The following is a 25,300-nucleotide window of genomic DNA, read 5'->3' as shown; positions in this document are numbered from 1 at the left end:
GTATGAAGTATGTGAAGAAACTTATCAGCTTCCTGCTGACAGTAGTCATGGCTCTGGGTATGACTACAACCGTATTTGCCGCTCAGGAGGGATCACTCACCGGAGGTTCGATCACGATTAAGAATGCTGTTCCGGGGCAGACTTACAATGCTTACCAGCTTCTGTATCTGGAAAGTTACAATTCCCAAACGGGTGCGTATTCCTACAAGGCTAACAGCCAGTGGGAGACATGGCTTAGAACACAGACGTCTTATTTGAGTTTTGACGGGCAGGGATATGTAAGATGGGTGGAAGGAGCGGATACCGCTGCATTTGCGAAGCTTGCACAGGCGCAGATTGGCAGCAGGACAGCAGATGCTTCCGCAACAGCACCTGAAGCGGCTGAAGGTGAAAAGTATTCTACTATTACACTTTCCGGTCTGAAGCTTGGTTATTATCTGATTGACACGACTCTGGGTACCTTATGTTCTCTGGATACCACAAATCCCTCTGTGGAAATGTACGAGAAGAATGAGGTGCCGGATATTAAAAAAGAAGTAAAAGAAGATTCAACCGGAAAATTCGGAGAGAGCAACACGGCTCAGATCGGAGATACGGTAGAGTTCAGGACGACTGTTCAGGCGAAAAAGGGCGCACAGGGATATATCCTGCATGATGAAATGTCGGAGGGACTGACACTCAACAAAAATTCCATTCGGGTTCAGGTAAAAGGCGTGGATCTGAATAGCGCTAATTATACGATTATTACAGAAAATCTGGCAGATGGCTGTGATTTTGAAATTCATTTTGTCCAGTCCTATCTGGATACCATTACTGCCGATACAGATATTGTTGTGACTTATAACGCAGTTTTGAATGGCAAGGCTGTTATTTACAGGGATGCCAACACCAATACTACGAAGCTGGATTACGGCGAGGACAGCCAGTTTGAAACAGAGAAGAAGCAGACAAAAACCTATACATTTATGTTTGATATCATCAAGACAGACAGTGATAAGAAGCTTTTAAATGGCGCAAAATTCGAACTGTATGATGCACAGATCAGAGGAAATAAGATTCCGCTGGTAAAGGAAGGCAGTGGTCTTTACCGTGTGGCTACAAAGGAAGAGGCAAGTGCGGAAGGATTTGTTTCTGCTGTAATTGAAGCCGGAATAGCTACGGTAAAAGGACTGGATGCAGATACTACATACTGGCTGGAAGAAATTGAGGCTCCTGCCGGTTACAACAAGCTTGCGGGACGTGTAGAGGTCGACATAGAGCATGAGAATATAAGTACTTCAATGAACGGTGATACCTGGACAGAAAATAATGGAGGTATTCAGATTATAAATAGGACCGGTATCGAACTTCCTTCTACCGGTGGCGTGGGTACGACGCTCTTCTATATTATTGGTTCTGTTCTGCTCCTGGCTGCAGTTGTACTTCTGATTATCAGAAGATGTATGAACAGGAAAGAGTATTAAAATACAGAAACTGAATGAGGAGGAAAAAAAGGAAATTCATAACAGTACTGTTCGTTCTGGTTTTTCTTGCAGGATTGTCCCTGATTCTGTATCCTTCTGTCAGCAATTACTGGAATTCTTTTCATCAGAGCCAGGCGGTTGCCAGATATGCGAAGGAGGTGGCTGAACTGGATCAGAAGGAATATGATGAGATATGGGAGGAAGCAAAAGCTTATAACCAATCTCTGGCAGAGCAAAAGAATGCGTATGTGTTGACAGAAGAACAGAAACAGGAATACGAAAAGATGCTTGATGTGTCGGGATTGGGGGTTATGGGATGTGTAGAGATACCGAAAATTGGATGTACACTTCCCATCTACCACGGCGCAGGGGCATCTGTACTGCAGGCTGGCGCCGGTCATCTGGAATGGTCCAGTCTGCCGGTTGGTGGTGCAGATACCCATTGTGTCCTGTCCGGCCATCGGGGTCTTCCCAGTGCAAAGCTGTTCACAGATCTGGATAAGCTCACAGAGGGAGATGTATTTATGCTCCGGGTACTGGATGAGGAACTCACCTATGAGGTTGATAAGATTCTGATTGTGAAGCCTCAGGAAATGTCGTCTCTTGGTATCGTGGAGGGCGAGGATTACTGTACGCTGGTAACGTGTACTCCTTACGGTATCAATACGCATCGTCTGTTGGTGCGGGGACATCGGGTCAATCCTGCTGAAGACTTGAAAAGTATCCGTGTGACAGCGGATGCTGTACGGATTGAACCACTTCTGGTGGTATCTGTTGCAGTGGTTCCGATATTATTACTGATCCTGATTCCGGTACTGCTGATGAAGAAGAATAGAAGGAAAAATGGAGGTGATGCGGGTGAAGATATATAAATGGATAGTAGCCGGGGCGTTTGTCCTGCTGTTGTATTTTTTGCCAATGACAGTAGAGGCAGCGGGAAGCATTGATCCGGAACGGGAGGTAAGTCTTACCATTTCATATCAGCAGGATGAAACACCGCTGACCGGAGCACAGTTTGACATTTATCTGGTTGCAGTGATGGATGAATGCGGAGAATTGACACCAACCGATGATTTTGCACAATTTAACATTCAGATACGGGGGGAAAATGATGAGGAATGGAAAGCATTAGCCTCCAGCCTTGAAGATTATATTCTCAGGGAAAAACTTCTGCCTGCAGACAGTGGAAAGACGGATTCCCGGGGTTTACTGACATTTCCGGTAAGGCAGCAGAAGCTTCAGCACGGACTCTATCTGGTTCTTGGACATCGCCATTCGCAGGGAGGATATCAATACGAGGCCTCGTCTTTCCCGGTGCTTTTGCCAGAATCTGATAAGGAGGCTAATGACTGGATTTACAATGTGACAGCATATCCCAAGTATCATTACACTAAAGAAGGAATTGAAGAGAAACCTGACAGACCGGTGCCTTTGCTTCCATCCGGAAAACTTCCACAGACCGGACAGCTCTGGTGGCCGGTGCCGATACTGTTTGCTGCCGGAATACTTATTATTATTTCAGGATTGATTTGCCAGAGGAAGAGAAGTTATGAAGGGTAAGAAAAATAAGATGATGATATGGACGGGGCTTCTGCTGATTGCAGCGGCCCTTTTGCTTGTACTCTATAATATGTATGAAGGATTCCGTGCAGGCCGGCTGGCGTCACAAATGACAGAGAAGCTGGAAGAATCCATTTTTACAGGTGAGAAAGCCAAAGAAGGAACTGAAGTGCCGGAATATATGTGGAATCCGGATATGGAAATGCCGGTTAAGATCATAGATGGAACGGAATATGTTGGTGTTTTGTGCATCCCGTCTCTGGATCTGGTATTGCCGGTAATCAGCAAATGGAGTGATTCCAATTTAAAAATTGCTCCATGCCGGTACGAAGGCTCTGCTTATAAAGATAATCTCATTATTGCCGGTCATAATTATGCGGCCCATTTCGGAAGACTGGGGAATATACGAGAAGGAGATACGGTCATATTTACAGATATGGACGGCAATGTGTTTACTTATAAGATGGCAGAATGGGAAATCCTTAAGCCTGCAGATATTGAAGGGATGGAAAGGGGAGACTGGGATCTGACCTTATTTACCTGTACGCTGGGCGGGAAAAGCCGTATCACAATCCGGTTTAAAAGGGAGAAATTGTAAACTGGTTATTGAGAGGAAAAGTAAATTGTGCTAAACTATTAGATAATTATGTGGTCATGTTTGTTGGCTGTGAATGGAGGAGAAGAGATGAAACAGATATTAGACCTCATTACTGAGGAACTGGAGACTGCATTTGAGCAGGCGGGTTATGATAAGAGCTACGCAAGAGTGACGCTTTCTAACCGACCGGATCTGTGTGAATATCAGTGTAATGGTGCAATGGCAGGAGCGAAGACATACAGAAAAGCTCCGATTATGATCGCTGGTGATGTCGTAGCGAATCTGAAGGACAGCAGGATCATCGCTGAGGTAGAGGCTGTGAATCCGGGCTTTATTAATATGAAACTGAACAATGAATTTGTGGCTGATTATCTGAATCAGATGGCAGCAGATGAAGCTCTTGGTCTGGAGAAGGCAAAGAAGCCACAGACGATCATGGTGGATTATGGCGGACCGAACGTGGCAAAACCGCTCCATGTGGGACATTTGCGCTCTGCGATCATTGGTGAGAGTGTAAAGAGAATCTCCCGTGCCATGGGTCATGAGGTGATCAGTGATATTCATCTGGGGGACTGGGGCTATCAGATGGGTCTTATTATTACAGAGCTTAAGAAACGTCAGCCGGAGCTTCCGTATTTTGATGACAGCTTCGAGGGTGAGTATCCGCAGGAAGCGCCGTTTACGATTGGTGAACTGGAAGAGATTTACCCTACAGCCAGTGCATTTGCCAAGGAAAATGAAGAATACCGTGAGGAGGCACTTCACGCTACCTACCTGCTTCAGAATGGACACAGGGGATATCGTGCAATCTGGGATCACATCATGAATGTATCTGTGACAGACCTTAAGAAGAATTACGCGAACCTGAATGTGGATTTCGACCTCTGGAAGGGAGAATCCGATGCACAGGAATATATACCGGATATGATCGAGCGCCTGAAAGCAGAGGGCTTTGCTCATATTGATGAGGGTGCACTTGTTATTGATGTAAAAGAAGAGAGCGATACGAAGGAGATTCCTCCGTGTATGATTCAGAAATCAGATGGTGCTTCTCTGTATGGAACTACCGATCTGGCTACACTGGTGCAAAGAGAGCAGGATTATCATCCGGATAAGGTCATTTATATAGTGGACAAGCGTCAGGAGCTTCACTTTATCCAGGTGTTCCGTGCAGCAAAGAAGACGGGAATCGTACCGGAAAGCACAGAGCTCAAATTCCTGGGATTCGGAACCATGAATGGAAAAGATGGTAAACCGTTTAAGACCAGGGAAGGTGGTGTCATGCGTCTGGAGAATCTGATCGCGGAGATCCGTGAAGAGATGTACAAAAAAATCACGGATAACCGCACAGTAGAGGAAGCGGAAGCTCAGGAGACAGCACAGATCGTAGGTATGTCTGCTATTAAATACGGAGATTTATCCAATCAGGCCAGCAAAGACTATATCTTTGATGTGGATCGTTTTACTTCCTTCGAGGGAAATACAGGACCGTATATTCTGTACACAATCGTAAGAATTAAGTCTATTCTGAAAAAATATCAGGAAAATGGAAAGAGCCTCGATAACCTGGCAATAAACGGTGCGTCTTCTGAGAGTGAAAAGGCACTCATGCTGGAAGTGACCAAGTATAATGCAGTTATGAAAGCAGCCTTTGAAGAAACGGCACCTCATAAGATCTGTGCATACATTTATGATCTGGCAAATGCTTTCAACCGGTTCTACCATGAGACGAAGATTCTGGCAGAAGAGGATGAGAAGAAACAGAAAGGATATATTGCATTGCTGGTGCTGACAAAAGAAGTGCTGGAGGCATGTATCGATGTGCTTGGTTTTGAAGCACCGGAAAGGATGTAATTAAGATGACAGAGACAGTAAAATTATTCTATGAAGACAGTCATATGCATGAGTTTGATGCGACTGTCCTGTCCTGTCAGCCGGATGGTGATACTTACAGGGTAGTTCTTGACAGAACTGCCTTTTTTCCTGAGGGCGGCGGGCAGTATGGAGATATCGGAACACTGAATGGTATAAAGGTGGTAGATACCAGAGAAAAGGATGGTATCGTGTATCACCGGACGGAAGCCCCGATTGAGGAGGGCAGCACTGTTCACGGAAGCCTGGACTGGGAAGTGCGCTTTGAACGTATGCAGCAGCACAGCGGAGAGCATATTATCTCCGGAATCGTGCATCGGAGATTTGGTTATGAGAACGTGGGATTCCATCTTGGAGAAGATTACTGCACCATGGATTTTAACGGGCCGATCACAAGAGAACAGTTGAAGGAGATTGAAATCGAGGCAAATGAAGCAATTTTCCGTGACATTGATATTCTGACCACGACTCCAACAAAGGAAGAACTGAAAAACATGGAGTACCGCAGTAAGATAGAAATTGAGGGACAGGTGCGTATTATTACCATTCCGGGCTATGACGTGTGCGCCTGCTGTGCTCCTCATCTGACAAAGACCGGCGAGATCGGGCTGATCAAGCTGGTGGACATGACCAATTATAAAGGAGGAGAGCGTATCAACATGCTGAGTGGCCGCCGGGCACTTAAGGATTATGCGGCGAAGCAGGAGAATGCAAAGACAATCGGAACACTTCTGTGTGAAAAGGAAAATGAGATTGCAGGTGCAGTGGAGCATTTGAAGGAAGAACAGATATCTTTGAAGAGTAAGGTGGCAGATCTGCAGCAGCAGCTTCTTCGCTATAAGGCGCAGGAGGTGGATGTGACTGCTGATGTAGTGACCGTATTTGACGAGTCGCTGAGCGGCAATGGTCCCCGGGAGATGATGAATCTTCTTCTGGAGCGCGGTGCAAATGTGTGCGCTGTATTTGCCGGAAATGATGCGGACGGATACCGCTACGTGGTGGGAAGTAAAAATGTGGATGTGCGTCCGTACAGCAAGCTTCTGAACAGCCGGTTCAATGGACGGGGCGGCGGAAAGCCGGAGATGGTTCAGGGAAGTCTTAAGGGGCTGAAGGAAGAAATCAGCAAAGCGCTGAAATAAAAACGGGGACAGGTTCCGCGACTCTAACTGAGTCGCGGAACCTGTCCCCCGTTTTTACAGCGCAACCTTCATAACATCCACATCCAGGCTCCACAGGAATTTGTCCAGATCCTTGTAGGAGAGGAATACGGTTGCGGTATTCTCTAGCGGGTGGATACCCAGACTCTTGCAGCGGCCTAAGTCTTTATCTATAAAGAATTCTACGGCATGGTCTGTATCGTTCATTAATCCGAATGGAGATACACTTCCCTGCTTTAATCCCAGGTACTGTTCCAGACGCTCTTCGGAAGCGAAGCTTAAGTTGCCGCCGCCGATTTTTCTTCCCAGTGCCTTCAGGTCCACTTTCTTATTCTCGTCGCAGGTTACAAGAAAATGGCGTTTTCCTTTGGAATCACGCAGGAACAGATTCTTGCAGAGAGTTCCTTTTGCCGGAAGTCCAAGTCGGTCCATGTCTTCCATGGTGTGCACGGGTTCGTGCTCTACGACCTCATATTTAATTCCAAGTTTGTCCAATGCGTCATATACGCGCTGTTTCTGATCTTCCATAATACAATACTCCTTCCTTAATTCGGATAATGGACGACGATATTTGCAGTCACCATCCCTTTTCCGGTGTTCTTATAAGTGTATTTATCAAAAGCATTGTAGGATGCATGATCCCCTGCTTTCAAAACATATTCGCGGTCATCGAAGACCAGTGTCAGTTCTCCGCTGTAGAGAGTGATAAATTCTCTGGTTCCCTGAATCTGCTGATTACCGGCCATTTCGCCGCCTTCATCAAACTCCAGATCAAAAATCTCAAAATCCTGGTCTGTGCGGAAACTGAAAATAGGATAGAGGCGGTAACGGCCATTATCTCCGGTCAGGGGAGCTACTTCTTTTTTAGAAGAGCTTGAAAATGGTTCCGGTTTATCAGCAGTAAATGCAGTGACGGGAGCTTTCAGACCAAGTGCCAGCTTATAAACGGTACTGATCGTCGGATTTACCTCGCCGCGTTCCAATTGACTCAGCATACTTTTGCTGATGCCGGTGAGTGCTGATGTCTGTTCCAGGTTCAACCCTTTGTGTTTGCGGATCTCTTTTAAATTTGCTGCAATAATCTGATTTAAATTTTCCAAAGCCGGTACCCTCCAAAAATCCTGTATATAGAATTTTTTTCTATTATATTGCAAAAAAATAAGAAAGTAAAGAAAATCCTTCAAAAAACAGAAGGAGCAGAAGAGTTTATAATTTTTTTATTGAAAGTTATGCTCAACAGAAGTAGAATGGATAGAGTTAGTGCCGTACAAATCCGGACGGCGTGACAGACGGGAGGCATATGATGGAAAATCAAAATGAAAATCCATATAAGAATTATATAAATAACAATAGTAATCAGAATAACGGTAAGAAACAGCATCCCTCGCAGTATAGTTACGGAAAGCGCATGTGGTATCTCTGGGGACCGCTGGTGATCAAATGGGCAATCGGTATTGCGGTGACAATTGCGGCGGAGATGGCCTATTTGCTGGTTTATGCATATTCTCATATGGAACAGTTTATTGAAATGTATAGTAATCAGGAGGAGCTGACTGCTTTTATGGAGCAGATGACAGAGGATCTGCTGCAATATACAACACCGATTGAGGGAGCGGCGGCTCTCATAACCATTCCGGTTCTGCTGATTTGGTTTCATATGGATCGCAGAAAAGATAAACAGTGGGGGATAGTTCCGAACAGGAAGGCTTCTCTGTGGAAATATGCCGGTGTCATTTTGATTGCGGTGGGTATGAGTCTGGGTGTCAATAATCTGATGATACTTTCCAATCTGCAGGAATTGAGTGAAGAATATCAGGAAGTGACGACAGCATTTTATGCGGCAGACTTTGGAATGGAGATTCTCTGTCTGGGAATTCTGATACCGACGGCAGAAGAGCTGGTGTTCAGAGGAATGATGTTCAAGCGGCTCAGGGGATTAGCCGGTTTTATGCAGGCGGCACTATATTCTTCGGTAGTGTTTGCCATCTTCCATGGCAATCTGATACAGATGCTCTATGGATTTGCGGCAGGTATGCTCTTTTCCTGGCTTTATGAGAAATACGGATCTGTTAAAGCGCCGATACTGGCTCACATTGCAATGAACCTTACATCGGTAATTGCTACGGAATATCAGCTTTTTGAATGGATGATGGAAAATGTGGTCCGCGTATGCGGTATCACAGCATTATGCGCGGCAGCTGCATCTACGATGTATGTATTGATTCAAAGAATTGATGAAAAACCAGAACAGACAATAAGCAACAACTAATATAAATCATGTGGTAAATCTGGCAGTTTTTGAAATTGCCAGATTTTTTATCTGCAAAATGCTGAAATGACAAATAATCTGACAAATGAAGAAAAATTATCTCTTTACAAGCGGGGAAAAGTGTTGTATATTAGGAAAAAATAAATTTAAGAAGGGACTGGGTTGTTTGAAAGAAAGAATAGAAAAGCAGCCGCATGGTCTGTACCGGGAGCAGTTTGAACATGATAACTGTGGTATAGGTGCGATTGTAAATATTAAAGGACAAAAAAGTCACAGTACGGTAGCGGATGCACTGAAGATTGTAGAAAATTTAGAACATAGAGCGGGCAAGGATGCCGAAGGTAAGACAGGAGATGGAGTTGGAATCTTGTTACAGATATCTCATAGATTCTTCTCTAAAGTCTGTCAGCCTCTCGGCATCTTTTTACGTTCTGAGAGAGATTACGGTGTGGGAATGTTTTTCTTTCCGCAGGACGAATTGAAGAGAAATCAGGCGAAAAATATTTTCAAGGTCATTGTCGAAAAAGAAGGAATGAAATTCCTGGGTTGGAGAGAAGTGCCGGTTCATCCGGAAGTTCTGGGAAGCCGTGCACTGGAGTGTATGCCATGCATCATGCAGGGATTTATCGAACGTCCGGCAGGAGTGAACCAGGGAATTGATTTTGACAGACGCCTGTATGTAGTGCGCCGTATCTTTGAACAGAGCAGCGACGACACCTATGTGGCATCCTTATCCAGCAGGACTATTGCATATAAGGGTATGTTTCTGGTAGGACAGCTCAGATCATTTTTCAGGGATTTGCAGGATGAGGATTATGAATCTGCAATTGCACTGGTACATTCCAGATTCAGCACGAATACGAACCCAAGCTGGGAGAGAGCACATCCGAACCGTTTTATTGTACATAACGGTGAGATTAATACTATACGTGGAAATGCGGATAAAATGCGTGCCAGAGAAGAGAACATGGAGTCTGAACACCTGAAGGGAGAACTCCATAAGGTACTGCCTGCTATCAACAGCTCAGGATCCGACTCTGCCATGCTGGATAACGCGATTGAATTTATGGTCATGAGCGGTATGGAACTTCCACTGGCAGTTATGATAGCGATTCCGGAGCCATGGGATAACAACAGAAGCCTGTCTCAGAAAAAGAAAGATTTCTATCAATATTATGCAACGATGATGGAGCCATGGGACGGACCGGCATCTATCCTGTTCTCTGACGGAGACTGCATGGGAGCAATTCTGGACCGCAACGGTCTGAGACCATCCCGTTATTACATCACAGAGGATGATACACTGATCCTTTCCTCAGAGGTAGGTGTTCTGGATATTGACCCTGCAAAGATTGTGGTAAAAGAGCGTCTTCACCCCGGAAAAATACTCCTGGTAGATACAGTGCAGGGAAAAGTCATCGATGATGATGAATTAAAGGAAATGTATGCAGGAAGGGAGCCTTACGGTGAGTGGCTGGACAGCAACCTGGTAGAGCTTCATGACCTGAAGATTCCAAATGAGAAGGTTCCGACCTATGAGGAAGAGGAGCGCAAGCGTCTGCAGAAGGCATTTGGATATACCTATGAGGAAGTAAAAGGATCCATTTTAAATATGGCAAAAAATGCTTCCGAAGGAACAGCTGCTATGGGAGTGGATGCACCGATTGCGGTTCTTTCTGAAAAACATCAGAACCTGTTCGCGTATTTTAAACAGTTATTTGCCCAGGTAACCAATCCTCCGATTGATGCCATCCGTGAAGAGGTAGTAACGTCTACCACGGTATATATTGGTAAAGATGGAAACCTGCTGGAAGAAAAGGCAGAAAACTGTAAAGTGCTGAAAGTGCATAATCCGATCCTTACGAATACAGACCTTTTGAAGATTCAGTGTATGAAGGAAGACGGATTCAAAGTTGCCCGCATTCCGATTATTTATTATAAAAATTCCAGCCTTGAGAAAGCAATGGAATATCTCTATATCGAAGCAGACCGTGCAATCCGGGAGGGGGCAAATATCCTGATTCTTTCCGACCGGGGAGTGGATGAATATCATATTGCAATTCCATCCCTGCTTGCGGTTTCCGGACTTCAGCAGCATCTGGTACGTACGAAAAAGCGTACTTCTGTGGCAATGATCCTGGAAAGCGGAGAGCCGAGAGAGGTGCATCATTTCGCAACGCTTCTGGGTTACGGTGCATGTGCAATTAATCCTTATCTGGCACATGAGACGATTAAACAGCTGATTGACACAAATATGCTGGAAAAGGACTATTATGCGGCAGTGAACGATTATAATGATGCGGTTCTCCACGGAATCGTAAAAATTGCATCCAAGATGGGTATTTCCACCATTCAGTCTTACCAGGGGGCAAAGATTTTTGAGGCACTGGGACTGAAGGAAAAATTCATTGAACGTTATTTTACAGATACCGTAAGCCGGGTGGGCGGAATTGGAATCGAGGAGATCGCAGAGGATTATAAGGCACGTCATTCACAGGCATTTGACCCGCTTGGACTGGATGTAGACCTGACACTGGACAGTGTGGGACAGCACAAATCCAAGAGTGAGGGAGAAGAGCATCTGTATAATCCGTGCACCATCCATATGCTTCAGCAGTCTACCAGACGCGGAGATTATGAGATGTTTAAGAAATATACGGAAATGGTAGATGCGGAAGGTGAGAAGATTAACCTGAGAGGACAGTTAGAGTTTAACTTCCCGGAGAAGGGAATCCCGATAGATGAAGTGGAGAGTGTAGATTCTATTGTGACCAGGTTCAAGACAGGAGCCATGTCTTACGGATCCATTTCCAAGGAGGCTCATGAGACTCTGGCCATTGCCATGAATCAGCTTCATGGTAAATCCAACAGCGGTGAAGGTGGAGAAGAAATCGAACGTCTGGATACCAGTCGCTGCTCAGCAATCAAACAGGTGGCGTCGGGACGGTTTGGTGTGACATCCAGATATCTGGTCAGCGCTCAGGAAATTCAGATTAAGATGGCACAGGGAGCAAAACCGGGAGAAGGCGGTCACCTTCCAGGTGGAAAGGTATATCCGTGGATTGCAAAAACGAGACACTCTACACCTGGCGTAAGCCTGATCTCACCGCCGCCGCACCATGATATTTACTCCATTGAAGACCTGGCACAGCTGATCTACGATTGTAAAAATGCTAATAAGAATGCAAGAATTTCCGTAAAACTGGTGTCCGAGGCCGGAGTGGGAACGGTTGCTGCCGGTGTGGCAAAAGCCGGAGCCGGCGTCATTCTGATCTCCGGTTATGACGGAGGCACCGGTGCGGCTCCGAAGAGTTCTATTCATAATGCAGGGCTTCCGTGGGAGCTTGGACTGGCAGAGACCCATCAGACCCTGATCCAGAACGGTCTCCGGGAGAGAGTGCGGATCGAGACAGACGGAAAACTGATGAGCGGACGGGATGTGGCCATTGCGGCAATCCTGGGTGCGGAGGAGTTCGGATTTGCAACGGCTCCACTGGTAACACTGGGATGCGTCATGATGCGTGTCTGCAATCTGGATACCTGCCCGGTAGGAGTAGCAACACAGAATCCGAAGCTTCGTCAGCGATTTACGGGCAAACCGGAATATGTGGTAAACTTTATGAGATTTATCGCACAGAATCTCAGAGAATATATGGCAAAACTTGGTGTGCGTACTGTGGATGAACTGGTAGGAAGAACGGAATTCCTCCGTGTAAAAGATGCACCGAAATCCGGCAGGGCTTCTACATTAGACCTGACACAGATTCTCTATAATCCTTATGAAGGTACCGGGAAATCAGTCATTTTCGATCCGAAGAAGGTTTATGATTTTGAACTGGAGAAAACTCTGGATGAAAAAATGCTTACCGCGCGTCTGCTTCCTGCTCTGAATAAAGGTCAGAAGAAGAGTATTGAGGTGGATGTAAGTAATGTAAACCGGACATTTGGAACCATATTCGGTTCAGAGATTACCAGAAGGTATCCGGAAGGGCTGGAAGAGGATTCCTATGTGGTAAAATGTAAAGGTGCCGGAGGTCAGTCCTTTGGAGCTTTCATTCCAAGAGGACTGACACTGGAGCTTGTGGGAGACAGCAACGATTATTTTGGAAAAGGACTTTCCGGCGGTAAACTGATTGTGTATCCTCCGCAGGGAATCAAATACAAACCGAACGAAAATATCATTATCGGTAATGTGGCACTTTACGGAGCTACCAGCGGAAAGGCATTCATAAACGGTGTTGCCGGTGAACGCTTTGCAGTGCGTAACTCAGGTGCTACGGCGGTTGTGGAAGGTGTCGGTGACCATGGCTGCGAATATATGACAGGAGGACGTGTGGCTGTCCTTGGAAGAACGGGTAAGAACTTTGCCGCAGGAATGAGCGGCGGTATCGCTTATGTTCTTGACATGGATAATGATTTATATATGAAGGTAAATAAACAGCTTGTCAATATTGAGCATGTAACTTCTAAGACAGATGTAAATGAATTAAAAGAAATGATCCGGGAGCATGTTGCAAATACCAATTCAGAAACCGGTAAGGAAATTTTGAATCATTTTACCGAATATCTGCCGAAGTTCAAGAAGATTATACCGGTTGACTATGAACGTATGATGACAGCAATTCTCCAGTATGAAGAAATGGGAATGGGAAGCGAAGAGGCAAAGATTGAGGCGTTCTATGCCAGCAAAGGCGGAAGATAGGAGGAAGGAAAAGTGGGAAAAGCGACAGGATTTTTAGAATATGGCCGGCAGGATAAACCGGCACAGGACCCAATAGAACGAATCGGGCACTATAATGAATTCCATGTTCCGCTTTCTTATGAGGAACAGAAAAAACAGGGTGCAAGGTGTATGGCCTGTGGAGTCCCTTTCTGTCAGGCGGGACAGATGATCATGGGGATGGTGAGCGGATGCCCTCTCCATAATCTGGTGCCGGAGTGGAATGATCTTTTGTATCATGGTAACCTTCAGGAGGCGTATTTCCGTTTGAAAAAGACCAATAATTTCCCGGAATTTACATCCAGAGTATGCCCTGCTCTCTGTGAGGCTGCCTGTACCTGTAATTTAAATGATGATCCGGTATCATCAAAAGCGAATGAGTATGCCATTATAGAAAATGCTTACGAGAAAGGCTATGCCGATGCAAATCCTCCGAAGGTACGTACCGGCAAAAAGGTGGCAGTTGTGGGAAGCGGTCCCAGCGGTCTTGCGGCCGCTGACCTTCTGAACCGGAGAGGTCATCTGGTAACTGTGTTTGAGAGAGAAGATAAACCGGGTGGACTTCTTAGATACGGAATTCCAAATATGAAGCTGGAAAAACAGATTATTGACCGGAAGATCCGTATCATGGAAGAAGAAGGAATTACCTTTGTGACCGGATGCAATATCGGAAAAGATAAGAAGGCGTCAACATTGCTAAAAGAATTTGACAGGATTATTCTTGCCTGCGGCGCTTCAAATCCAAGAGATATCAAAGCAAAAGGAAGGGAAGCCGGCGGAATCTATTTTGCAGTGGATTTCCTGAAATCTACCACAAAGGCACTGTGGAACAATGTGCCGGAGGGCGCTGAAAGAGCCGGACAGCCAAAGGAAGGAACTTATATCTCAGCCAAAGGAAAGCATGTACTGGTAATCGGCGGCGGTGATACGGGAAATGACTGTGTGGGAACGTCCATGCGACATGGGGCAAAGAGTGTTCTTCAGCTGGAAATGATGCCACAACCGCCAAAGGAGCGCGCACCTGAGAACCCGTGGCCGGAGTGGCCGAAAGTCTGTAAGACAGATTATGGTCAGCAGGAGGCTGCAGCTGTCTTCGGAAATGATCCGCGTGTATATCAGACGACAGTAAAAGAATTTGTGAAAGATAAAGCGGGAAATGTCTGTAAGGCAGTGCTTGTGAAGCTGGAACCCCAAAAAGATGAGAAGACAGGTCGCATGATGATGACAGAGGTGCCGGGAAGTGAATATACGGTAGATGCCGAGCTTGTATTGATTGCTGCAGGCTTTCTGGGAAGCGAGAGCTACGTGACAAAGGCATTTGGTGTGGATGTAAACGGACGCACGAACGTAGCGACTGCCCCGGGACAGTATGCGACAAGCGCAGAAAGAATATTCACGGCAGGCGATATGCACAGAGGACAGTCTCTGGTAGTATGGGCAATCCGGGAAGGAAGAGAAGCTGCAAAGGCAGTAGATGAGAGCCTGATGGGATATTCGAATTTGTAGAAATCTAACAAAAAAGTGTGGAGCCTGGCAAAAATATACGGCTTGAATTTCTGATAAAAATGTTGTATTCTTAATATAAGTATGTAGATATATGTTGGAAGTATAAAAGAACAGGGGAAATATATATGAAAAAAAGAATAGTCCAGGCATTTGTTGCAGCAGTTCTTGTCAGTGCGTTGGTGGTAACACCGGTTTTTGCGACTCCATCAGTGGATGATATGAAGCAGGATAAGGAGGCCACGCAAAGTGAGGTGGATTCTCTCCAGGAACAGCTCAGCAGTACACTTAATAAGATTTCAGAACTGGAAGAAAATATGTCTAGAAAGCAGACTGAGATTGACAAGGCAAATATTGATCTGGAAGAATCTATTGTTAAGCAGAACGAACAGTATGAGGCAATGAAGCTTCGTATTAAGTATATGTACGAGGAAGGAACGGGTTCATTTCTTGAGACGCTGCTTTCTGCAAAAAGCTTTTCGGATCTGGTAAATAAAGCAGAGTACATACAGGAAGTACATACCTATGACCGAGAAAAACTGGATGAGTATGTGGAGACTACCAGGAAGGTTGAAAATCTGATGGTCAGTCTGAAGGAAGAAGCTACTGAGCTTCAGGAGATGCAGGTGAGTCTCGAAACAGAGAAAGCAAATCTGAACAGTACGATAGAGAGTAAACAGACAGAGATTGCCCAGCTTGATCAGAAGATTCAGGATGCAATTGCTGCTCAGCAGGAGGCGGAGCGTAAAGCAAGAGAAGAAAGGGAAGCCCAGCTGGCGGCAGCACAACAGGCAGCACAGCAGGCAGCGTCCAACAATACAGGAAATAACGCTAATAATAGCAATAACAGTGGAAATAGCGGAAATAATGGCAACAGCGGAGGTTCTTCAAACTATGTTCCGCCGCAGGGAACCGATGGATGGGCTGTAGTTGCCTATGCAAGACAGTTCCTTGGTAATCCATATGTATATGGTGGAAACAGTCTGACCGATGGTATTGACTGTTCAGGATTTACCCAACAGATTTATGCTGCATTTGGCGTTTCACTGGGACGTGTGGATTCAGATCAGGCTTATGCCGGAGTAGAAGTTCCATTATCTCAGGCGCAGGCAGGAGATCTGCTCTGTTATTATGGACATGTGGGAATCTATAATGGTACAGGAGGAATCATTCACGCATCTTCACCGGAAGTTGGAATTGTTGAATGGGCGGATTGCCAGTACAGACCGTTGAAATGTGTGAGACGTGTCTTATAATCCTAAAATAAAAGATTTGTAAATGACCAAAGCCGGAGGCAGATACCTCTGGCTTTTTTCAGATAAAGGAGAAGGTATGGCAATTAACAGAACAATGCTAAAGGTATTAAAGGCGCTGTCTTTTGATGGAATCGAAGTGGAAGCAGCCAGACATTTGACCGATCTAAAGGCAATTGATCCATTAAAAATATTTCGTCGCAAAGTAGATTATCAGGTATATAATGGCACTTACCCCATCCCTCTTCGGTTTTACCTTCCTGGAGAATCACAGGAAGAAGAGGAAATTCCTCCGATTATGCTGTTTTTTCATGGCGGCGGATGGGTAACGGAACATATAGAAAATTATGACCGGGTATGCGCCCGGCTGGCAAAAGCTACGGGTCATCTGGTGGTCGCTGTGGAGTACCGCCTGGCACCGGAATACAAGTTTCCTACGGGGCTTATGGACTGTTATGCTGTGGCAGATGCGCTCTACAGCGGCATATTGATTCCCAAGGCAGATCCGGAGAAGATTACACTGATAGGGGATAGTGCGGGAGGAAATCTGGCAGCGGCAGTCAGTCTCATGGCCAGAGATAAGGGAGATTTCCTGCCCAGACGCCAGATACTGATCTATCCGGCTACTAACAGCGACTATTCGGATAATTCACCATTTGCATCCGTTCGGGAAAATGGAACTGACTATTTGTTAACAGCAGGAAAGATGAGAGATTATGTGGATTATTATGCCAGAAATGAAGAAGATAAGAAGAATCCATATTTTGCTCCTGTTCTTGCAGAGGATTTGACAAGACAACCGGATACACTGATATTGACGGCGGAATTTGATCCGCTCCGGGATGAGGGGGAAGCATATGGCGAGAAGCTTGCTCAGGCAGGAAACCGGGTGAAAATATGTCGTATAAAGGATGCACTGCATGGATTTTTTTCTCTGGGAATCAAATTTTACCATGTGCAGGAAAGTTTTGATAAGATTATAGAATTTTTAGAGGAGACATAGAGAGGTGTTTGAGACTAAAAGAGCTTATTGGCGTAAATTGGATAATGTGGCCAAGCTGTACTCCGCGACCAGCAATGAGAAGGATACGCGTGTTTTTCGATTTTTCTGTGAATTAAAGGAAGAAATAGATCCGGTTATTCTTCAGGAGGCAACGGACAGGACGGTTCGGAAATATCCGGTTTTTCTGTCGGTCATGCGTACAGGACTTTTCTGGCACTATCTGGAAAAGAGCAGCTTGAGGCCGGTGGTCCGTGAGGAAGATAAAGAACCCTGCAGTAATATTTATATTAGAAATAAGAAAAAGCTTCTGTTCGATGTTACCTTCTATAAGAACCGGATTAATTTTGAAGTATACCATGCTCTGACGGATGGAACGGGAGCTATGGAGTTTGTGCGGGAACTGGTTAAGAATTATATTTATCTGGCTCATAAGGATGAAGGAATTGTTGATGAGGAGATTCACGACAGTCAGGTGACGGTAGAAGATCAGGAGGATAATGCATTTACGAAATACTATTCTTCCAGGCGCCGTGGAAAGCGGGAGAAGAAGCCAAAAGCGTTTCAGATTCGAAAACCCAGAAAAGAAAGAGGCCGACTTCAGATTACGGAGGCAGTTCTCTCAGTGAAAGAGGTACTGAAAAAAGCGCGGGAAAAGGGCGTTTCCATGACTGTTTACCTGACAGCAGTATTTTTGTGTGCAATTCACGGAGAAATGACAAAGATGCAGGAGAAACGGCCGGTAATCCTGATGGTGCCTGTAAATCTCAGAAATTATTTCCCGTCGGCATCCATGCTGAATTTCTTTGGATGGATTGAGCCGGGATATCATTTCGGGGAAAATGACGGTTCATTTGATCAGGTGCTGGAATACACGAAACAGTCCTTTGAGCGGGAACTGCAAAAGGAACGGATCGAAAAAAGAATGGACAATCTGATTGCGCTGGAGTTAAATCCAATTATAAAATTTGTGCCCATCAGTCTTAAAAATCTGGGAATTCATGCGGGAGCCCGGATAGCAGAAAGAGATGTTACAGCCATATTTTCTAATATGAGTATTGTAAAGATGCCGGAAGCATACATGCCATATATTTACAGATTCGGAGTATTTACCAGTACACCGAAAGTAGAACTGTGTATGTGTTCCTTCGCAGATGTCATTTCACTCGGGTTTACTTCCCGGTTTGACAGTACGAATATTAAGAGAAATTTCTTCCGGATACTGAAGGAGCAGGGGATCAGTTGTGAGATTCTGAAGCCGGAGTATCCTGAGGCGAAAGATGAAGGGTATCGGGGACAGCAGGTATTCAAGGCATTCTCATTTGTATGTCTGGTAATCGCAGTTCTATGCGGGATGCTTAACAGTATGCTGACACCGGAAAGCCATTGGAGTTTTTATGCAATAGGCGGTGCTGCCAGCGTCTGGCTTGCACTATTTACAGGGTATCGTAAGCGTCACAATCTTATGAAAGTTGCCGCCTGGATGCTTCTGATCGTGACGATCGGAAGTATAATCTGGGACAAGGCGGTCGGATGGCTGGGATGGTCTGTGAATTATGTGCTGCCTATTGCCTGCATGTTTGTAGAAGTATCTATGCTGGTGATGTCCAGAATACAGAAACATTCGGCGCGGGAGTATATGATCTATTATTTTATTGCGGCAAGCTACGGAGCAGTTCTGCCCTTTCTGCTCCTCATTACCGGGATTGTGAGTTTTAAATATTTTACAATCGTCTGTGTGGGTGTGAGTTTTCTTTTTCTTGCAGCACTGCCCATTTTTAAGGGCAGGGAATTCAAGGAGGAAATGCATAAAAAATTCCATATTTAGTGGGAAAAACCTTGCAATCGCAGGGTTTTTATGCTATTATTTGAAGGTCGCAAAAAAACACGCACAAGGATGTCTGCGGGGGTGCCAAAGCCTGAGAACAGGACGGTCCTGCAGGAATATGAGAGGTGCGGAAGAATCAAAACCAAATGGAGGAAAGAAACATGAGCGTTATTTCAATGAAACAGCTTTTAGAAGCAGGTGTACATTTTGGACACCAGACCAGAAGATGGAACCCTAAGATGGCTCCTTACATTTACACAGAGAGAAATGGTATCTACATCATCGACTTACAGAAATCTGTAGGTAAGGTTGATGAGGCATATCAGGCAATCGCTGATATCGCAGCAGAAGGCGGTACAATCCTCTTCGTAGGAACAAAGAAACAGGCTCAGGATGCTATCAAGACAGAAGCAGAGCGTTGCGGAATGTTCTATGTAAATGAGAGATGGTTAGGTGGTATGCTCACAAACTTCAAGACAATCAAGAGCAGAATCGCTCGTCTGAAAGAGATCGAGAAGATGGCTGAAGACGGAACATTCGATGTTCTGCCAAAGAAAGAAGTTATCCAGCTTAAGAAAGAGTGGGAGAAACTTGAGAAGAACCTTGGTGGCATCAAAGAAATGAAGAAAGTACCGGATGCAATCTTTATCGTAGACCCGAAGAAAGAAAGAATCTGTGTACAGGAAGCTCACACACTCGGAATTCCGCTTATCGGTATTGCTGATACAAACTGTGATCCGGAAGAACTGGACTATGTAATCCCAGGAAATGACGATGCAATCCGTGCAGTAAAATTAATCGTTTCCAAGATGGCAGACGCTGTTATCGAGGCTAATCAGGGAGAAGCCGGCTACGATGAGTACGTAGAAGAGGCTGCTGAGGAAGCTTACGAGGAAGCAGTAGAAGAGTAGGATTTTGATCGGGGTATCTTCGGATGCCCCGAATGAAAAAAGTTTGGAGGATAAGAAGATGGCAGTAACAGCTAGTATGGTAAAAGAATTAAGAGAAATGACAGGCGCAGGCATGATGGACTGCAAGAAAGCTCTGAATGAAACAAACGGAGATATGGATGCAGCTGTTGAATTCCTGAGAAAGAACGGACAGGCTAAAGCTGAGAAGAAGGCTGGACGTATCGCAGCAGAAGGTATCGTAATGGCTGATGTTCAGGGTGACAACGTTGCAGCAATCGTTGAAGTTAACTCTGAGACAGACTTCGTTGCTAAGAACGCAGATTTCCAGGCATTTGTAAAAGGTGTTGTTAATCAGGCACTTGCTACAGAGAATACAGAGATGGATGCATTCATGGCTGAAGCTTGGAATGAAGATGCAAGCAAGACTGTAAATGATGCACTGACAGAGAAGATTTCCGTAATCGGAGAGAAACTCAGCATCAGAAGATTTGAGAAGGTTGTAGTTGATAACGGTGCAGTAGTATCCTACATTCACGGCGGCGGAAGAATTGGTGTATTAGTAGTTGCTGAGACAGCAGTTGTAAACGACGCAGTAAAAGAAGCACTTAAGAACATTGCAATGCAGGTTGCAGCATTGAATGCTAAATATGTAAGCCAGGCAGATATTGATGACGAGTACATCGCACACGAGAAAGAGATTCTGCTTGCTCAGATCATGAACGATCCGAAAGAATCCCAGAAACCGGAGAAGGTTATCCAGGGAATGATCAACGGACGTATCAACAAAGAAATGAAAGAGATCTGTCTGTTAGATCAGGTATATGTAAAGGCAGAAGACGGAAAACAGTCTGTTGCTAAATACCTTGAAGCAGTTGGAAAAGAAAACGGAACAGAGATCAAACTTCAGAAGTTCGTTCGTTTCGAGACAGGAGAAGGTCTTGAGAAGAAGAACGAGGACTTCGCAGCAGAAGTTGCAGCTCAGATGGGAAAGTAAATTCCTAGAACAAAATGATTATAAAACCCCTGAAGATCCCGGGAAATGGGCATTTTCAGGGGTTTTTTGCGTTCGAAATGGAATATCATAACTTATCACAAATTATCGTGATATGAGCATATAATAAACAAAACAAGAAAAAATATATTACAGACACTTTAGAATATCAGTGAATGGAGAAAAGTAGCCTGTTGAGGTGAAATCTTGACACTGGCATGAAAAAGTGTATAATATAATTAAAGTGTGGTGATTCTCCACCAAAGGCGTTGAAGAGAGAGACGATAAAGATTGGCGATTCCCTGCCGAAGATTATAACCTTATGGTTATGAAATGGGAAACGATAAAGCCTATAAGGGAAGCGTAATGCTTCCCTTATATTTTTAGGAGAAATACTTATGAAGTTTAAAGATTTTAAAATAGTTTGTGTAGATTTAGAGTACTTAAAAGCATTACATGAAGTTGATAGTGAGGTCATGTATAGGAAAAGTGCGGAATATGCAAAGAAACCTTTTCTTGGAATCTTAGTAACAAATGCCGATAAAAAGTATGTTATTCCGTTCACATCAGCGAAAGAAAAGCACAAGACATGGGCAGATGTGAATCAGTCATATTACAGAATATATGAAATTATCAATATGAAAACAGCGGTTTATGATGAAGATGATATTATTGTTGACATCACGAATGAATCTGTTTTGAGTGAGAAAGGTATTCCAAAAGAGGAATATGCGGATTATAAAAAGAGAATTCTCTCCATATTGGAGATAAAAAAGATGATTCCGGTTATCGAAGGAGTGTATTCGTATGTTGACTTGACATTGGATTCCGATTTGCCAAAGGATGAATATAGTTGGAGAGTATTAACATATAAAGAATACGTATTTTGCAAAAAGATTAGGGATGGAATTGAACAAAAAGCAAAGAAAATATATGATAAACAGATGAAATCTGGGAAAGTACTTAAGTTCCATTGCAATTATAAAAGTCTGGAGGCAGTTGCTGCTTCGTATAAATTGCCAAAGGCTGAGGCAAACAAATAAAATAATTGATGATACTGTACATAGCCAGTTGATTTTCAAAGACGAGAATCGACTGGCTATTTTTATGCCATATATTACACCAGAAGTTGTACAGAAAGTAAAGAGAATGGATCTGCTAACATATCTGAGAAATTACGAACCATGTGAATTGGTTCATTTTTCCGGTAATACCTACACCACCAGAACTCATGACAGTTTAAAGATTTCCAATGGGAAATGGATGTGGTGGAAAGCGTTAATCCGTCTTGTAGAAATATGTCAAATATGTTATACTAACAATAATGTAATACGCCATAAGGATAGGATTGGTAATATGAATACGGCAGAAATAATCAATAACGTTTGTAATGAGCTTGGAGTTACAAAAGCAGATCTTGCAAAAAGGATGGGAATGCTCCCGTCTTCTCTGTATAGAAAGCTTTCCCAGGACACCATGACATTCAAAGAACTTCAGAAATGCCTGGATGTGTTGGGGGTTACGATTGCTTTTGACCTTCAATATCCGGACGGTAATACCCAAAGTTCACAGGCGAATCATGAGTTGCTGCTCGAAAAAATGGAGCTGCAGGAAAAAGAATTGGAAGTAGAGAGAAAAGCAGCGGAATTCCGCCGAAAATCTTTAAGGGATCTGCGGGCCGAACTGAGCAGTGCGATTGGATATGTTGAGATGGGTGAGAGATATGGTTCCAAAGCAGAGCAATATCTTAATAAGATACAGTCTGTTCTCTACAGTATGGAATTAATTATAGCTTATGCCCTGGGTGAAGAGCCGAATGATGGGACGCCTGTAAACGAACCGGAAGACATTGAGATGCTGGCAGGAAAAAGAGTTCTCATTGTGGATGACAACGAACTAAATCGTGAAGTTTTGAAAGAAATTCTCATGGATCGGGGCCTCATAGTTGAGGAAGCCGGTAACGGAAATGAAGCTGTTGCATACGTGCAGGCAAAGGAGCCCGGTTACTATCATTTCATTTTAATGGATATTGAAATGCCAATGATGGATGGATATGAGGCAACCGTGAAGATCCGAAAACTTCCGAATAGAATTCGGGCAAATATCCCCATTATTGCTCTTACAGCAAATGCCGTGCCTGAAAACCGGGCGAGAGCAACCGTTGTGGGAATGGATGATTTCCTTGTAAAGCCCGTAAATTCAGCACGTTTGCTGAGAAGTATGGCAAGATTTAATTAATTGTTATTCAAAGGAGAAAAGAGATGAAAAAGAAGAGACTGATTAGTCTGCTGCTCGTTGGAGTAATGCTGTTGAGCTTGTTTGCAGGCTGTTCAAGCCAGAAAGAAAACACCGAAGATGATGGGAGGATTTCTATCAGTATGTATATGTGGGATCGTTCCATGTTCAAGGAGCTGACGCCATGGCTGGAGCAGAAGTTCCCGGATATTAATTTTACATTTGTACAGAGTTTTAATACTATGGATTACTATAAGGATCTGCTTGCACGGGGAGAGGAGATGCCGGACATCATTACCTGCCGCCGGTTCTCTTTGAATGATGCTGCGGCTCTGTCAGAGCATCTGATGGATTTGAGTACATCAGAGGTGGCTGGCACCTTCTATAGCAGTTACCTGGATGTGAACCGTGAAAACAGTGGTGCGATCCGCTGGCTTCCTATGTGTGCCGAAGTGGACTGTATTATGGCAAATAAAGATCTGTTTGACCAGTACAATATTCCTCTGCCTACCAATTATTCTGAGTTTGTGGCAACTATTGATGCCTTCGAGGCATTGGGAATCAAGGGGTTTCAGACAGACTGGTACTATGATTACAGTTGTCTGGAAACTATGCAGGGATGTGCTATTCCGGAACTGATGAGTCTCGAGGGTACACAGTGGCGTATGGACTACGAAAGTGAGACCGAAGATTCTCAGGTGGGTCTGGATGATACGGTGTGGCCAAAAGTTTTTGAAAAATATGAGCAATTTTTAAAAGATGTTCGCGTCCAGCCCGGAGATGAGGAGCTACAGTTCACTCCTGTGACCGAGGCTTACCGTGCAGGGAAGACTGCCATGGTTCGTAATACGGCGGCTCTGGCAGATAGCATTACAAAAGAAGACGGTTTAAACAGTATTATGCTGCCCTATTTTGGAGAAACATCCGAGGATAATTGGCTTTTGACTTATCCGATGTGTCAGCTGGCTGTTTCCAAAAAGGTAGAAGAGGACGAGGCTAAGAAGGAAGCTGTAATGAAGGTTCTGATGGCCGTTTTCAGCGAGGAAGGCCAGAAGCATGTTGCTGCCGGTACTTCCGTCCTGTCTTATAATAAGGAAGTAAAGATCGATTCCTCTGATGCGCTTCAGTATGTACAGAATTGTATTGACAGCAATCACCTGTATATGCGCCTGGCATCCACGGAGGTGTTTGCTGTCTCTCAGGATGTAGGACACAAGATGATAAAGGGTGAGTATGGTGCCCGGGAGGCATACGAGGATTTTAATAACCAGATTACAGACTACAGTAACCCGGAAGCCGAAGAAGTAATATTTACACAAAAAACGGCTTATTCAAATGACTTTGGCGTACACGGAAGTCAGGCAGCGTCCTCTCTGATAAACACTCTTCGGACGGTAAATGAAGAGGATATCGTGATTGGTTATGCCAGTGTTGCAAGTTCTCCTATTTTTGAGGGAGATTACACTATGCAGCAGGTGAAGTGGATTATGACCTTCCGTAACGCCCTGTATCGTGGTGAGTACACCGGAGCAGAAGTACGTCGTATCATGGAATGGCTGGTGAATGTGAAGGAGGACGGCTCCAACCCTATCCGTCACCGAAACCAGATGCCGGTTACCGGTGGTCTGGAATACACCGTTACGGAGAAGGAGTATGGTAAGTTTACTTTGGATGATATTACGATAAATGGTAAGCCACTGGATGATGATGCCGTATATATGGTGATGCTGGTGGGTGCAGATACTTATCTGGAACATCCAACCTTCTGCAATTGCCCGATGCCTGAGGATCTGAAGGCTAAGAGAGAAGATTATATTGTAAATGATTTCACGAGTCAGGAATATATTCAGGAAGCTCTGGAAAAAACGAAACAGTTTCTGGAGCCGACAGAGTATGTGACGATTAAACAGAGTAAATAAGAATCAGAAAAAGCCGAAAGG

At 44.5% G+C, this 25,300-nt stretch carries 19 protein-coding genes; 17 read left to right on the top strand and 2 right to left on the bottom strand.

Going from position 1 to position 25,300, the window contains the following annotated elements; genetic code table 11:
* Nucleotides 1–2 precede the first annotated feature (2 nt).
* From ACQRCC_RS05470 to ACQRCC_RS05445, 6 genes are all read left to right on the top strand, one after another.
* Complete coding sequence (locus tag ACQRCC_RS05470) at nt 3–1,463, top strand: SpaH/EbpB family LPXTG-anchored major pilin (RefSeq protein ID WP_427849802.1); 1,461 nt, start codon at nt 3–5, stop codon at nt 1,461–1,463.
* Between the two features lie 14 nt (nt 1,464–1,477).
* Nucleotides 1,478–2,335, top strand: coding sequence for a class C sortase (locus ACQRCC_RS05465; RefSeq protein ID WP_427849801.1), 858 nt, complete (start codon nt 1,478–1,480; stop codon nt 2,333–2,335).
* A complete protein-coding gene (locus ACQRCC_RS05460) occupies nt 2,322–3,023 on the top strand; it encodes a pilin N-terminal domain-containing protein (RefSeq protein WP_427849800.1) in 702 nt (233 codons plus the stop codon). Before ACQRCC_RS05465 ends, ACQRCC_RS05460 begins: the two co-directional genes overlap by 14 nt.
* Nucleotides 3,013–3,621, top strand: coding sequence for a sortase (locus ACQRCC_RS05455; protein ID WP_427849799.1), 609 nt, complete (start codon nt 3,013–3,015; stop codon nt 3,619–3,621). Before ACQRCC_RS05460 ends, ACQRCC_RS05455 begins: the two co-directional genes overlap by 11 nt.
* An 87-nt stretch (nt 3,622–3,708) precedes the next feature.
* The gene (gene argS, locus ACQRCC_RS05450; RefSeq protein WP_427849798.1) at nt 3,709–5,475 is read left to right on the top strand and encodes an arginine--tRNA ligase; all 1,767 of its coding nucleotides are present in this window, start codon (nt 3,709–3,711) and stop codon (nt 5,473–5,475) included.
* A gap of 5 nt (nt 5,476–5,480) precedes the next feature.
* A complete protein-coding gene (locus ACQRCC_RS05445) occupies nt 5,481–6,632 on the top strand; it encodes an alanyl-tRNA editing protein (RefSeq protein WP_427849797.1) in 1,152 nt (383 codons plus the stop codon).
* 54 nt (nt 6,633–6,686) lie between these two features.
* On the opposite strand, the gene ACQRCC_RS05440 is transcribed toward ACQRCC_RS05445, so the two are convergent.
* Together ACQRCC_RS05440 and ACQRCC_RS05435 are read right to left on the bottom strand one after the other, a co-directional pair.
* Complete coding sequence (locus ACQRCC_RS05440) at nt 6,687–7,178, bottom strand: prolyl-tRNA synthetase associated domain-containing protein (RefSeq protein ID WP_427849796.1); 492 nt, start codon at nt 7,176–7,178, stop codon at nt 6,687–6,689.
* A 17-nt stretch (nt 7,179–7,195) separates the two neighbouring features.
* Nucleotides 7,196–7,750, bottom strand: coding sequence for a helix-turn-helix domain-containing protein (locus tag ACQRCC_RS05435; protein WP_427849795.1), 555 nt, complete (start codon nt 7,748–7,750; stop codon nt 7,196–7,198).
* A 200-nt stretch (nt 7,751–7,950) separates the two neighbouring features.
* Between ACQRCC_RS05435 and ACQRCC_RS05430 the strand changes: the two genes are divergently transcribed.
* The 11 genes from ACQRCC_RS05430 to ACQRCC_RS05380 all read left to right on the top strand — a co-directional run bounded on the left by ACQRCC_RS05430 (nt 7,951) and on the right by ACQRCC_RS05380 (nt 25,279).
* A complete protein-coding gene (locus tag ACQRCC_RS05430) occupies nt 7,951–8,919 on the top strand; it encodes a CPBP family intramembrane glutamic endopeptidase (RefSeq protein ID WP_427849794.1) in 969 nt (322 codons plus the stop codon).
* 166 nt (nt 8,920–9,085) lie between these two features.
* On the top strand, nt 9,086–13,621 hold the full coding sequence (gltB, locus tag ACQRCC_RS05425) for a glutamate synthase large subunit (RefSeq protein ID WP_427849793.1): 4,536 nt from the start codon (nt 9,086–9,088) through the stop codon (nt 13,619–13,621).
* Nucleotides 13,622–13,633: 12 nt separating this feature from the next.
* Nucleotides 13,634–15,145, top strand: a complete 1,512-nt coding sequence (locus ACQRCC_RS05420; protein WP_427849792.1) for a glutamate synthase subunit beta — start codon at nt 13,634–13,636, stop codon at nt 15,143–15,145.
* A 125-nt stretch (nt 15,146–15,270) separates the two neighbouring features.
* Nucleotides 15,271–16,398 carry an NlpC/P60 family protein gene (locus ACQRCC_RS05415; RefSeq protein ID WP_427849791.1) on the top strand — a complete coding sequence of 376 codons (1,128 nt, stop codon included), beginning with the start codon at nt 15,271–15,273 and terminating at the stop codon, nt 16,396–16,398.
* A 76-nt stretch (nt 16,399–16,474) separates the two neighbouring features.
* The gene (locus tag ACQRCC_RS05410) at nt 16,475–17,398 is read left to right on the top strand and encodes an alpha/beta hydrolase (protein ID WP_427849790.1); all 924 of its coding nucleotides are present in this window, start codon (nt 16,475–16,477) and stop codon (nt 17,396–17,398) included.
* 4 nt (nt 17,399–17,402) lie between these two features.
* Complete coding sequence (locus tag ACQRCC_RS05405; protein WP_427849789.1) at nt 17,403–19,223, top strand: DUF6320 domain-containing protein; 1,821 nt, start codon at nt 17,403–17,405, stop codon at nt 19,221–19,223.
* A gap of 161 nt (nt 19,224–19,384) precedes the next feature.
* Nucleotides 19,385–20,134, top strand: coding sequence for a 30S ribosomal protein S2 (gene rpsB, locus ACQRCC_RS05400; RefSeq protein ID WP_427849788.1), 750 nt, complete (start codon nt 19,385–19,387; stop codon nt 20,132–20,134).
* A gap of 58 nt (nt 20,135–20,192) precedes the next feature.
* Complete coding sequence (gene tsf, locus ACQRCC_RS05395; RefSeq protein WP_427849787.1) at nt 20,193–21,128, top strand: translation elongation factor Ts; 936 nt, start codon at nt 20,193–20,195, stop codon at nt 21,126–21,128.
* Between the two features lie 395 nt (nt 21,129–21,523).
* A complete protein-coding gene (locus ACQRCC_RS05390; protein ID WP_427849786.1) occupies nt 21,524–22,168 on the top strand; it encodes a type III toxin-antitoxin system ToxN/AbiQ family toxin in 645 nt (214 codons plus the stop codon).
* A gap of 106 nt (nt 22,169–22,274) precedes the next feature.
* Nucleotides 22,275–23,363 carry a response regulator gene (locus ACQRCC_RS05385; RefSeq protein WP_427849785.1) on the top strand — a complete coding sequence of 363 codons (1,089 nt, stop codon included), beginning with the start codon at nt 22,275–22,277 and terminating at the stop codon, nt 23,361–23,363.
* 23 nt (nt 23,364–23,386) lie between these two features.
* Nucleotides 23,387–25,279: a 5'-nucleotidase C-terminal domain-containing protein gene (locus tag ACQRCC_RS05380; RefSeq protein ID WP_427849784.1), complete on the top strand. Its 1,893-nt coding sequence runs from the start codon at nt 23,387–23,389 to the stop codon at nt 25,277–25,279.
* Nucleotides 25,280–25,300: the final 21 nt, after the last annotated feature.

Source organism: Sporofaciens sp. SGI.106 (assembly GCF_050314255.1).
GTDB lineage: Bacteria > Bacillota > Clostridia > Lachnospirales > Lachnospiraceae > Claveliimonas.
Note: the sequence above shows the minus strand (reverse complement) of the source record. Positions and strands in the feature narration are given on the sequence as shown.